This is a genomic window from Prevotella sp. 20925_1_30 (assembly GCF_041433025.1).
GTDB lineage: Bacteria > Bacteroidota > Bacteroidia > Bacteroidales > Bacteroidaceae > Prevotella > Prevotella vespertina.
Genome location: NZ_JAPWAR010000001.1, coordinates 143,392 through 156,315, shown reverse-complemented (window position 1 = coordinate 156,315; position 12,924 = coordinate 143,392). Strand labels below are relative to the sequence as shown.

Sequence of the window (12,924 nt, the reverse complement as noted above, 5' to 3'; positions counted from 1 at the left end):
GATGGTTTTATTGATAATAGGCGATTATAACCGCTTGTCAAAGCATCATAATCGCCTAATAGAATTATCTTCCAGCTTGGTTAATCAAGTCAATTACTTGTCCATTAAAGTCCTTGTTCTTCATTAACTCTTCGATACTTACATGCATACGATAGCGCCAGTAGTGCTTAGGATTAGCCGGGATGTTAATGCGTTCGGCGTCAGGATCAGCTAATCGGAGCGTTTCGTCAATACTCATCCAGTCTTGAATGCCTAAGATGCAGAGCATACTTGGTGATGTCAAATGGCGACTAACGATGTCACGAGCAAGCCATCCAGGTAATGGGTGAGGTGCTGGTCCACCACGATGAAGCATACTATTGAAGTAATCCTGCGCCCTTGCCCAGTCTTCATCCCACCATTGTCGAAGTGTAGCCATGTCATGTGTGGAGATAGTACTTACACTTCTGTATGGGTTCTGACCCAAGTGTCCGAATCGAACATGCGGGTCTTTCGGCATACTCTGTATCTCCAAGCTAAGGATACGAAGCTCATTCATTACCCAAGCAACGCAATCAGGCACCATACCTAAGTCCTCGGCACATACCAACATACGTGTTGCATTCACCAACTTAGGCAACTTCTTCATTGCTTCCTGATACCAGAACTGGTTATTGCGACGATAGTAATAATCATTATAAAGCCTGTTGAATACTGCTTTATCACTATCGTAAAGGCTCTCATAGATGAATGCGAACTGCACACTAATGCGTGGATGGAAGCGGTTAGGATCCTTATGATCACGCACAAAGAGCACATCGCTAATCAGAGAATATAGACCATCACGTATCCAAACATCAGTATCTGAGGTCTTACCAGCAAATACCTTTTCCACCTTACGTTGCGTATCGAAGGCTGAACGCATCTTGTATCTGTCACCCCAAATATGCTCAACATACTTTTGACGAACCTCATCTGCATGCTCTCTGAATACACGATCTAGAATCCAATCAGTGATGAATGGCTCGGTAAATAACTCCTCTTGCCAGTGTAAACCATAGCCCTCAATCTCCTCACGACTCATTCCTAACGATGGAGCAAACTGTCCTAACAGACCATGAACAGCACTTATTGGAATCTCCCATATACGGAAGAAGCCTAAGACATGATCGATTCGGTAGGCATCAAAATACTTCGACATATTCTGGAAACGACGTATCCACCACTTGCAACCATCGCTTATCATCTCCTCCCAGTTGTATGTTGGAAAGCCCCAATTCTGCCCATTTACAGAGAAATCATCAGGTGGCGCGCCTGCCTGACCATTAAGATTGAAGTATCGAGGTTGCGTCCACACGTCACATCCATAACGGTTTACTCCGATAGGAATATCGCCTTTCAGGATCACTTTATGCGCCTGTGCATACTCATGAACAGCCTTTAGTTGACTGCTGAGGATATATTGCACGTAATAGAAGAAAGCGACCTCCTTGTATGCTTTCTCCTTTGGTGACGATAGCTGTTTACGCTCAGCTTCATCCCATTGGTTATGGTCGGACCAACGTGAGAAGTCAGCTGTTCCATTCTTATCACGCATGTAGCAATATTGAGCATACGGCACTAACCAGCTCTCTGTATCGATGAAGAAGGCTTTAAAAGCATCACTCGTGAGCACCTTCTGACCCTCTTGTTCGAATAGTAAACGTAGATATTCTGTCTTCGCATCATTGACTCTTTCATAGTCAATCTGCGGTAAGGCGTTAAGTTCTTTACGCAAGGCTTCGAACTTATCACGCTGCTCTTTATCCTTTAAAGCAGGTAAGGCGTTGAGATCAACATACTGCGGATGAAGTGCAAAGATGGATATACAGCTATAAGGATAGGAGTCCGTCCATGTGTGAGTGATGGTTGTATCGTTGATTGGAAGAATCTGTAGTGCACGTTGTTGCGTCAGACTTACCCAGTCAATCATCTTCTTTAGGTCGCCAAAGTCGCCTATTCCGAAGCTAGACTCCGAACGGAGAGAGAAGACAGGGACTAATGTTCCGGCTATGCGAACGGCTGGAAGTGGGAAAAAAGCCTCATCCAACTCATAGACCATGACGTCACCTTCATCCATTGCAGGCAGTTCTACGATACGATTATCGCTGTATTCCCATACGATAGCATCGTTATCTGCTTTGTTCTTAATGAAGAACTTCACTTCTAAACGGCTGCTTGCCAACTTTGCACCATCAATAGTTACCATCCACTCATTGATGTTGTGCTGTGTCATCTTCAGTGCTTTCTTTTCGTTCCAAGCGCCTAATGCTGGTTCAGCACCAATGAGATAGAGTTGATCTTCAGCCCTTAACTGTGGCGCACGCACCTTGAGTGTAACCGATTTGTTGAAGTTGTTGAGTTTAACCTTCTCTTGCTTCTTACCGACAACACAATCAGCAATAGCAGAAGAGTATAGGTATGAATCCTCAGGAATATCATTCCAGTGGTCGTAAACACAATAGTTTAAACCGCGTTCAGCATCGAAGTTCAATCGATGACACATGACGCTCCATTCCTTTCGCTCCTCGTTATCGCCACGAAGAACACTATAGAAGTAATCAATCTGCGTCCCTGGCTTCACGTCCTTACGTACTTCTACGCTCCAGTGATAGCCATCTAAGGTGTGCATCCTGTACTGTGAGGTCTCATTCACCCCGTTGTGTCTCCCTGTAATTATGCTCAAGACAAGTTCTTGACCATAGTAGGTTTGATAGTTTATGTTAAACTGTATGTTCATAGAGTTGGGTAGTTATTTTTCGTCAAAGTTAATAATAATAATGTGAATAAGCAATAGCTCTTTGCATGATTTATATCAATTTATGCGTAATCGTTTGCACTTTCAACCCTAACTTATAGGTTATCACTTGCTTAGTCTCTCATTATTAAGCCTTTACAAGGTATTCTTTGAAAGACAAAGAGGGTGAGAGAAGTACCCCAAAAAACAAAGAACAGCACAAAAGAAGGGATGATTGTGAGAGATAAAGAAGGTGCACTTCTTTAGTTACAAACAAGGAGGTGCAAGAAAGTAAATATTCTTCTCCATTTAAAGAGAGCCTTTCCTTGCCATGAAGAGAGCCTTTCCTTGATACAAAGAGAGGCTCTCTTCCTCCTTAAAAGAGCCTCTTTTAATTTATAACAACAGCTTGTCACAATTAAAGAAAAATATTTGTATCTTTGCACATAACCAATGGATCCATCATAGCCTATGCGCAATCTGAGCTATTATATTGCTTATTTAGACCTTTACAAGGCTGAAATTATAAAAGTAATTCTCTATGTTTTGGTTGGTTATGCATTCTTCTACGATTGCTTAAGGGACACTCGTTCAGAGTACATAGCGTATCTTAAGGAGCAAACCTTCGACTTCAAAGTGGTGTCCTTTAAGTCTTCTAGGGAATATCAAGTAGAGGGTGTCGACCGAGACGGACGCACACGTGTACATGAAATAACGAAGTTCTGGGCAATAACCGATAAAGACCTAAGGGCTGGAAACAGGATTGTGAAGCAGAAAGGAAATACAACTCTTACAATCATCCAACCCGATACTATCCGTCGCTTCCCACTGTCGTTTAGTGATGGAGATGAGGTTTGGTAGGATTGAAAAGTTGTACATTCAAACAAGAAGAAACGACGAGTAATAAAGAACCAGCAATAGGGTTTCTATGCAAGAAACCAAACCTAAAAACCTATTAATATGATTTCTAAAATTGTAAAAACGCTTTTGCCCATCACAGCTTTTAGTTATGTGCAAGGCAATGCCACAACTCCTAAGAAGCAACAGAAGCCTAACATTATATATATAATGTGTGACGATATGGGCTATGGCGACCTCGGTTGCTATGGTCAAAAGTACATCCTTACGCCTAACATAGACCGAATGGCAAAGGAAGGAATGCGCTTCACGCAGGCTTATGCAGGTGCTCCAGTGAGCGCACCATCACGTGCTTGCCTAATGACAGGGCAGCACTCGGGACATACGGAGGTGCGTGGAAACAAGGAATATTGGCAGAATAGCAAGCCTGTTTACTATGGGGAAAACAAAGACTTCAGCGTTGTTGGACAGCATCCATACGACCCTAATCACATTATCTTACCAGAGATAATGAAGGACAATGGCTATCGAACGGGGATGTTCGGTAAGTGGGCAGGAGGTTACGAAGGCTCTGTTTCAACACCTGATAAGCGAGGGGTGGATGATTTCTATGGCTATATTTGTCAATTTCAAGCCCATCTCTATTATCCAAACTTCCTCAACGAATACTATAAAGAACGAGGAGATACAGCGGTGAAACGTGTTGTTTTGACAGAAAACATCAATCATCCAATGTTTGGAGACGAATACTTTAAACGCACGCAATACTCAGCTGACCTCATCCACCAGCATGCCATGGACTGGCTGAAGGCTCAAACGAAGGATAAACCATTCTTTGGAGTATTCACTTATACGCTTCCTCATGCTGAACTTACACAACCAGACGACTCGTTAGTGGCGTTTTATAAGAAGCAGTTCTTCACTGATAAGACGTGGGGAGGGCAAGAAGGCTCACGATATAACGCCGTTGTTCACACGCACGCACAGTTTGCTGCAATGATAACACGCCTTGATTCATACGTAGGAGAGATTCTCAAGCTATTGGATGAGAGGGGACTTGCGGACAACACGCTCGTTATCTTTACCAGTGACAATGGTCCTCATGAGGAAGGTGGGGCTGACCCTTCGTTCTTCAACCGCGATGGAAAGCTAAGAGGTATTAAACGACAATGTTACGAAGGAGGCATCAGAATACCTTTCATAGCTCGCTGGAATGGACATATCAAGGCTGGTGTAGAGAGTAATTTGCCCTTTGCTTTCTATGATCTCATGCCTACTTTTGCAGAAATGGTAGGTGTAAAGGATTATGTACAACGCTATCGCAATAAGAAAAAGACTATCGATTACTTCGATGGAATATCAATTCTTCCTACGCTCATAAACGATGGAATCGGACAAAAGAAGCACCCTTATCTTTATTGGGAGTTCGCTGAAACGGACCAAACAGCTGTTCGAATGGGGGATTGGAAACTGATTACTATTCATGGAATACCACATCTTTACAATCTAGCAAACGACCTTCATGAGGATCATGACATAGCAAATGAGCATCCAGAGATCGTACAGAAGATGATAGAAATTGCTCAGAAAGAGCATACGAATAGTGAACTTTTCCCTGTTACAATGCCTTCATTGGATAAAAGATGACAATTAAGCAAATGTAGACAAGGATAAGTAAGATAAGAAAAGACACATAGACATGAACACAATAGCGCCATTTTCGCACCCTTTATATATCATGCTAAAGCCCGTCGGGGCTTCCTGCAACCTCAGATGTGAGTATTGTTATTATCTTGAAAAGGCGAATCTCTATAAGAATACACCAACTCGCATACTGACAGAAGAGCTGTTAGAGCGATTCACAAAGGAATATATCAATGCCCAAACCATGAATGAAATACTCTTTACATGGCATGGGGGAGAGACGATGATGCGCCCACTATCATTCTTCAAAAAGGCAGTTGAACTGCAACGGAAGTATGCTAACGGGCGCAGAATAAGCAATACTATACAAACAAATGGTACGTTATTGACTGATGAATGGTGTGAGTTCCTACGTGAGAACAACTGGCTTGTTGGTGTATCGATTGATGGTCCACAGGAATTTCACGATGAATACCGACGCACAGCACGCAATGGTCCATCATGGTCAAAGGTTATGATGGGGATTAAACAGCTCCAGAAGCACCACGTGGAATGGAATGCTATGGCTGTAGTAAACGATTTCAATGCTGATTATCCGCTCGACTTCTATCACTTCTTCAAGGAGATTGGATGCCAGTTCATACAGATTTCTCCCATTGTAGAGCGTATCATACAACATAAGGATGGGCGACATCTAGCTACATTAACCGATAAGGAAGAGTTGCCAATAGCAGACTTCTCGGTTACACCAGAGCAGTGGGGAGACTTCTTGTGTGCAATCTTTGATGAGTGGGTACGCAATGATGTGGGGCAAACCTACGTGGAGATATTCGATTGCATATTGGCTAACTGGGTGGGACAAACACCTGGAATCTGTGTGTATGCAAAGGAGTGTGGACATGCTGGAGTAATGGAGTTCAATGGAGATGTGTACTCTTGTGACCACTTTGTGTTCCCTGAATACAAACTTGGTAATGTAAAAGATAAGACATTGATTGATATGCTTTATGGGGAGAAACAACGGCAGTTTAGCAAACTCAAGCATGCCTCGCTCCCACTTCAATGTCGTGAGTGTGAATGGGAATTTGCCTGTCATGGAGAGTGTCCAAAGAACCGATTTATAAAGGATAAGTATGGTAATCCTGGTCTTAACTACCTCTGTAAAGGGTATAAGAAGTTCTTCCAACACATAGCTCCATATATGGACTACATGAAGAACGAACTACTGAATCAACGTCCACCAGCCAATGTCATGAAGGTTGTTGATCAATTGGGTAGAGAGTAAACACACGCATCCCTTAAGACAGAAGAGCCGATACTCTTAACGAGTACCAGCTCTTCTACGTTAGTATTTATGAAAAATTTGAGAGAATATTGAGACCTCACGGCCTCGAGTTGTTTTACTTTTAAATGATTATTTATTGAGAAAGCATAGAAATTGTCTTACTTTGTTATGGATGACACAGATGTCTGTATCTTATGTTGCAAGGTGTCTACCTTTACAGAATCAGCTTTAGCAACGGAAGGACCTTCATGGGGTTTGTCTACGGCAGCAGTACTTGATACTGCACGTGAGGCGTCTTCATCAGAGAAAGCAACTTGCATTGCGTTCCCCAACGTGAGGATAATTGCTACTATAGCAGCAGCCTTAAAGAGTGGCATAAGACGATGACGCATCGTGATGACACGTGCCTTCACAGGCTCATCCTTCTCTATGATCCCCAATACCCTTTGGTCAAAGTCACTGCCCAGTACGCTCTCTTCCTTCTCGTTCTTACTATATGTAAAAAGGTCGCAATAAGGTAGTAAAGCTGCTGGAATGTCCTCTTGAGAGAAGAACGCACGTAGAATCTCCTCTTCTTGAAGAGAAGTTTCACAGCGCCAATAGCGCTCCAGTAACTGTTCAATGTACTTATAATCCATAATTATCTAGTTTCAAATATCTTTGTTTGACCGCCTGTCTTGCTCGGAAGATATTAACCTTCACTTGCTCTTCAGTAATATCCAATATGACAGCTATCTCTTTATAAGATTTACCTTCGAAGTCTCTTAGCTGCATACAGCTTCGTTGTTTCTCAGGAAGTGAATCTACTATTTGTCTAATTAAATTCACCCTGTCAGCTTGAATCATTCGGTCTTGTGGATTAGATGAAGATAATGGTTCTACTCCTTTTACATCTTCTAAAGAGTTGTTATCATTCTCTTTTTTCTTGATGCGATCGAGTGAGAGATTACGACATATCGTCAAGCTAAAAGCTTCAATAGAGTCTATGTCCTCCCAATCAGAGCGACGATTCCAAACCTTTATCAGCGTATCTTGCACTATATCTTCAGCCTCAAACCTGTTGAGTGTGATACGAAGTGCAAGCCGGAAGAGTTGATTCTTCAACGGCAAGATATCATCTCGAAAACTGATATTTTTCATCTTCTCACTATTTAAATGACGATTATATATGACTAAAAGTTACAGAGAATAGTACGAAAGAGTATCTATTTAACCTTTAATAACACATCATTTATGATTATCACCTTATTGTTTACGACAACACAATCTCAATAATCAAGAGTATATTATATTAATAAATCAAAGATTGCAGAGCATACTTTTGTTTCCAACTAAGTATTAAGATTGCATGAAATCGCATTTCTCATTAATTCGCCAAGTATGCTCTACCTCCTCTAGGAAATCATAACCTATTCCAAGTATGTGTAACCATAAAGTCCACTACGATAATTGCTAAGGAATTCCTTACCTTCTTCTAGAGAGATCTTACCTTGTTTAACACTCTTTGTTACCCATATTTCCAATTGGCGAACAAGCTTCTTCGGATTGTACTGAACATATTCCAGAACTTCTTCGACAGTCTCACCATCAAAGATCTGATCGATATGATACCCCCCATCTTTCACTGAAATATGTACAGCATTGGTATCGCCAAAGAGATTATGCATATCACCAAGAATCTCTTGATAAGCCCCGACAAGGAATACACCAAGATAATAAGGCTCATTTGACTTTAACGGATGAACTGGTAGTACATGACTGCTACGCCCCATAGCAACAAAGTTTGATATCTTTCCATCACTATCACAGGTTATATCTTGCAATGTCGCATTACGGCTTGGACGCTCATTGAGACGCTGAATAGGCATCACTGGGAATAATTGGTCTATAGCCCAACTATCTGGAAGAGACTGGAAAAGGGAGAAGTTACAGAAATACTTATCTGCAAGAAGTTTATCCATGTTACGTAACTCATCAGGAACATGCTTCATGTTCTTTGCTAAGTTATTGATTTCATGGCATACACTCCAATACATTGCTTCTATCTCCGCACGAGTACGAAGGTCAACCAAACCATGAGAGAATAATTCTAAGGCTTCTTCACGAATCTGTTCTGCATCATGCCAATCCTCTAACATATTACGAGCATCAAGATTATCCCATATATCATAAAGGTCTTTTACTAGCTGGTGATCGGTCTCTTTTGCTTCAAATTCCTCAGACATCTCTGGTAAAGATGCAGTTTCAAGAACATCAATAATAAGAACCGAATGGTGTGCAGACAAACTTCTACCACTTTCCGTAATGATATTTGGATGTGGAATCTCGCTCTTGTTAGCAGCATCAACAAACGTATAAACGCAATCGTTGACGTATTCTTGAATACTATAATTCACAGAACTCTCACTACTGGATGAACGTGTACCATCATAATCGACTCCAAGTCCACCACCACAATCAACAAAGTCTACGTTATACCCCATCTTCCTCAGGTTCACATAATACTGTGCTGCTTCATTTAGAGCCGTCTGAATACGACGAATCTTTGTTATTTGCGAACCTATATGGAAGTGAATTAGACGCAAACTATCATGTAGACCTTTTGCTTCAAGCGTCTCTAAAGCCTGAAGAAGTTCAGAGGAAGTAAGACCGAATTTCGATGCATCACCACCACTTTCAGCCCATTTTCCAGAGCCACTAGATGCTAATTTTATACGAATACCAAGGTTAGGTTTAACGTTAAGTTTCTTTGCTGCACGTGCAATAAGATCTATCTCGTTGAGCTTCTCAACGACAATAAAGATACGTTTGCCCATCTTTTGCGCCAATAGAGCAAGCTCAATATAACTCTGATCCTTATATCCATTACAGATAATAAGGGAATCACTCTGGCATTGAACAGCAATTACAGCATGTAATTCTGGCTTTGATCCTGCTTCCAAGCCTAAGTTAAACTTACGACCATGAGAGATAATTTCTTCAACAACAGGCTGCATTTGATTCACCTTAATAGGATAGATTATGAAATTCTCAGCTTTGAAGTCATACTCTTTTTTTGCTTTTTCAAAACAAGAAGAAGTCTTTTCAATTCGATTATCAAGAATGTCAGGGAAACGAAGTAACACAGGAGGTGTAACATCGCGTAAGGCTAGTTCATCCATAACATCACGTAAATCAATTTGAGTATTATCTTTACATGGTGTTACATAAACATCACCTTTACTATTAATACCGAAATAAGAAGTACCCCACCCCGATGTGTTGTACAGTTCTGTAGAATCTTCTATCGTCCACTTTTTCATTGTCGTTTCCTAACCCTTGTATATCTTTTTCAAACTATAAATAGAAATTATGAATCTTCACAACTTACCGTTTAACGTCGTATCTAACGCTAACAACTGACAGACACCACCTACAGATATTTGAATCTTCTCATAGTTGTCCATTAAACTAACATCTAATGTATGCTTTGCCTTGGTGTAGAATGGTTCACGTTCTTGCAATTGTCTACAAACAAACTGGCATACCTCCTCAGATTTCTTATTTAATAACAGAGGGCGAACAGACTTTCCCATCTGCAAATGACCATATAACACTTCAGGACTAGCTTTCAGATATATAGTCTCTCCCTGAGTATTCATATAATCCATATTATCAAAGAAACAAGGTGTACCACCTCCACAAGCTAGAATAACATTCTCAAACTCTGCCACCTCATGAAGCATTGCTTTTTCTATCTTTCGGAATCCTTCTTCACCTTTTTCATCGAAAATCTGCTTTATAGATTTTCGCATCCTACTCTCTATATACCAATCTAAATCATAGAAAGGAATGTTCAACTCTTTCGATAAAGCTCGCCCAATAGTAGTCTTTCCAGACCCCATATAACCGATAAGAATGATACGAAGCGGTATGTTTCCAGCCTTGTTATCTGACATACTCACGAAATTTTCATATATCATTACACACTTTCTATGTCGTAAGAAAAAGTGTGATCAACATTATATTATAAAGGAGAGATCAGCTATCTTACTTTTTTCTCTTTGGCTCTGGAGCATTCTTAACAATATCCAAGCATTGTTCGTAAGTCAATTCAGAAGCCTTATCATAAAGAGCTTTCGGCATACGATAATTCTTACCATCATAAGCAACGTATGGACCATAACGCCCATTCATCACCTCCATCTTAGCATCTTCTTCAAAAGTCTTCAAGTGACGCTGTGCTTCTTGTAGACGCTTTTTCTGAATAAGATTGATAGCAGCATCAAGCGTTATTGTTAATGGATCTTCTCCCTTTGGTATTGATGTATATTTTTTATCATGGAGTACATAAGGACCAAAGCGACCTGCTCCAATAACAACATCTGAGCCTTCAAACTGCCCCAATGTACGTGGTAATTTGAACAATTCTAGCGCTTCTTCTAGTGTAATGGTCTCCATACTTTTTCCTGTAGGGAGTTGAGAAAAACGTGGTTTATCCTCATCATCTGCACTACCTATCTGCACAACGGGACCAAAACGACCTATTTTAACAAATACAGGTTTACCACTTTTCGGATCTATTCCTAATTCTCTTTCACCAGCTTTATGTTCAGAGCGAGCATTCATAACCTTCTCAACTTCTGGTTCAAAGTTCTGATAAAAGAGTTTCATCTCTTTATTCCACTCCACTTCACCTGCTGCTATCTTATCAAATTCTTGCTCAACTTTAGCTGTGAAGTTATAGTCCATGATGTCTGGGAAGTTCTCCATTAGAAAGTCGTTAACAACTATACCAATATCAGTTGGAATCAACTTTCCCTTGTCTGCACCAGCCATTTCCTTCTTGCTCTTTGATGTTATTTTCAATCCAAGCAAGGAATCAACAGCATATTTGCGCTCTTCACCTTTACGATCACCTTTCTGAACATATTCACGTTGTTGAATAGTTGAAATTGTTGGAGCATAAGTTGAAGGACGCCCAATACCCAGTTCTTCCAATTTGCGAACCAGACTAGCCTCCGTATAACGATTTGGACCTTGTGAATAACGCTCTGTTGAGACTATTTCACGACGCTCCAACACCTCACCTTCATGTATCACAGGTAAAGCATGTGATAATTCCTCATTCCCCTCTTCATCATCAGTTGACTCAAAATAAACTTTCAAGAACCCCTCAAAAGCAACAACTTCACCGTTTGCAACAAACTGCAAATCAGTTTGAGAAGAACCATCTTCTGAACTCAACGCTATATTAACTGTCGTTTTCTCAATCTGTGCATCAGCCATCTGAGATGCTATAGTTCGTTTCCAAATAAGGTCATAAAGACGTTTCTCTTGACTTGTTCCGTCTATAGAAACATTCTCCATATAAGTAGGGCGAATAGCTTCATGCGCTTCTTGAGCACCCTTACTATGCGTTTGATACACTCTTACTTTACTATACTCTGTGCCATACAAACGTTCTATTTCCGCCTTACTTGTATTAATGGCTAAAGCCGACAAGTTAACACTATCAGTTCTCATGTAAGTGATACGTCCTGCTTCGTACAATCTCTGGGCTATCATCATTGTTTGACTAACCGTAAATCCAAGTTTACGAGCAGCCTCCTGTTGTAAAGTTGATGTAGTAAAAGGTGGAGCTGGTATACGTTTTAATGGTTTCTTCGTAATCGATGAAACCGTAAACTTTGATTGTTTGCACAATTCCAAGAATGCTAAAGCCTCTTCATGCGTCTTAAATCTTTTATTCAGTTCTGTCTTTATCTCGTTCTTTGAGCCATCTTCACTAGTAACAGCGAAGATAGCATTCAGACGATAATAAGGCTCTGGTTGAAAATTTTGAATCTCTCGTTCACGCTCAACAATCAGACGAACGGCAACACTTTGCACACGACCAGCACTCAAAGCAGGCTTTACTTTTCGCCATAAAACTGGTGAAAGACAAAAACCCACTAAACGATCTAACACACGACGAGCCTGCTGTGCATTTACCAAATTCATATCTAAATGACGTGGAGACTCAATAGCCTTGAGTATAGCAGGTTTGGTTATCTCGTGAAAGACTATACGACTCGTATTCTCCTCGTCAAGCCCCAACACTTCACACAAGTGCCAACTAATAGCTTCTCCCTCACGGTCCTCATCGGAAGCCAACCAAATCTTCTTAGCCGCTTTAGCATTCTTCTTCAATTCGCTGACAACCTTCTTCTTCTCTTCTGGAATTTCATAATCAGGATTCAACGTATCGACGTCAATGCTTAGTTCTTTCTTCTTAAGGTCACGAATATGTCCATAAGAAGACATCACTTTATAGTCTTTACCAAGAAACTTTTCTATCGTTTTAGCCTTTGCAGGACTCTCTACTATTACCAGATTCTCTTGCATGATTACTAATTGTACA

Annotated in this window: 9 protein-coding genes; 3 read left to right on the top strand and 6 right to left on the bottom strand. The window is 40.8% G+C overall.

The window, feature by feature from the left end:
- Positions 1-64: 64 nt before the first annotated feature.
- Positions 65-2,758, bottom strand: coding sequence for a 4-alpha-glucanotransferase (locus O3603_RS00600; protein ID WP_371519556.1), 2,694 nt, complete (start codon positions 2,756-2,758; stop codon positions 65-67).
- Positions 2,759-3,226: 468 nt separating this feature from the next.
- Between O3603_RS00600 and O3603_RS00595 the strand changes: the two genes are divergently transcribed.
- From O3603_RS00595 to O3603_RS00585, 3 genes are all read left to right on the top strand, one after another.
- On the top strand, positions 3,227-3,616 hold the full coding sequence (locus tag O3603_RS00595; RefSeq protein WP_287315272.1) for a hypothetical protein: 390 nt from the start codon (positions 3,227-3,229) through the stop codon (positions 3,614-3,616).
- A gap of 99 nt (positions 3,617-3,715) precedes the next feature.
- Positions 3,716-5,260 (top strand): arylsulfatase, encoded by a 1,545-nt coding sequence (locus O3603_RS00590; protein WP_371519553.1) that lies wholly within the window; start codon positions 3,716-3,718, stop codon positions 5,258-5,260.
- Between the two features lie 52 nt (positions 5,261-5,312).
- A complete protein-coding gene (locus tag O3603_RS00585) occupies positions 5,313-6,542 on the top strand; it encodes an anaerobic sulfatase-maturation protein (protein WP_371519552.1) in 1,230 nt (409 codons plus the stop codon).
- 158 nt (positions 6,543-6,700) lie between these two features.
- Here the strand turns inward: O3603_RS00585 and O3603_RS00580 are convergent, their stop codons facing one another.
- The 5 genes from O3603_RS00580 to topA form a co-directional block, all read right to left on the bottom strand.
- Positions 6,701-7,180, bottom strand: a complete 480-nt coding sequence (locus O3603_RS00580) for a pyruvate ferredoxin oxidoreductase (protein WP_371519549.1) — start codon at positions 7,178-7,180, stop codon at positions 6,701-6,703.
- Positions 7,170-7,682 (bottom strand): RNA polymerase sigma factor, encoded by a 513-nt coding sequence (locus O3603_RS00575; protein ID WP_009435466.1) that lies wholly within the window; start codon positions 7,680-7,682, stop codon positions 7,170-7,172. The genes O3603_RS00580 and O3603_RS00575 overlap by 11 nt, the downstream gene beginning before the upstream one ends.
- Before the next feature lie 269 nt (positions 7,683-7,951).
- Positions 7,952-9,844 (bottom strand): biosynthetic arginine decarboxylase, encoded by a 1,893-nt coding sequence (speA, locus tag O3603_RS00570; protein WP_371519547.1) that lies wholly within the window; start codon positions 9,842-9,844, stop codon positions 7,952-7,954.
- 57 nt (positions 9,845-9,901) lie between these two features.
- Positions 9,902-10,480 (bottom strand): shikimate kinase, encoded by a 579-nt coding sequence (locus O3603_RS00565; RefSeq protein ID WP_314866782.1) that lies wholly within the window; start codon positions 10,478-10,480, stop codon positions 9,902-9,904.
- Between the two features lie 91 nt (positions 10,481-10,571).
- Positions 10,572-12,908: a type I DNA topoisomerase gene (gene topA, locus O3603_RS00560; RefSeq protein WP_371519544.1), complete on the bottom strand. Its 2,337-nt coding sequence runs from the start codon at positions 12,906-12,908 to the stop codon at positions 10,572-10,574.
- Positions 12,909-12,924: the final 16 nt, after the last annotated feature.

Coding starts and splice junctions, on each gene's coding strand:
- O3603_RS00600 (WP_371519556.1), bottom strand. CDS start 2,758: ATGAACATACAGTTTAACATAAACTATCAAACCTACTATGGTCAAGAA.
- O3603_RS00595 (WP_287315272.1), top strand. CDS start 3,227: ATGCGCAATCTGAGCTATTATATTGCTTATTTAGACCTTTACAAGGCT.
- O3603_RS00590 (WP_371519553.1), top strand. CDS start 3,716: ATGATTTCTAAAATTGTAAAAACGCTTTTGCCCATCACAGCTTTTAGT.
- O3603_RS00585 (WP_371519552.1), top strand. CDS start 5,313: ATGAACACAATAGCGCCATTTTCGCACCCTTTATATATCATGCTAAAG.
- O3603_RS00580 (WP_371519549.1), bottom strand. CDS start 7,180: ATGGATTATAAGTACATTGAACAGTTACTGGAGCGCTATTGGCGCTGT.
- O3603_RS00575 (WP_009435466.1), bottom strand. CDS start 7,682: ATGAAAAATATCAGTTTTCGAGATGATATCTTGCCGTTGAAGAATCAA.
- speA (WP_371519547.1), bottom strand. CDS start 9,844: ATGAAAAAGTGGACGATAGAAGATTCTACAGAACTGTACAACACATCG.
- O3603_RS00565 (WP_314866782.1), bottom strand. CDS start 10,480: ATGTCAGATAACAAGGCTGGAAACATACCGCTTCGTATCATTCTTATC.
- topA (WP_371519544.1), bottom strand. CDS start 12,908: ATGCAAGAGAATCTGGTAATAGTAGAGAGTCCTGCAAAGGCTAAAACG.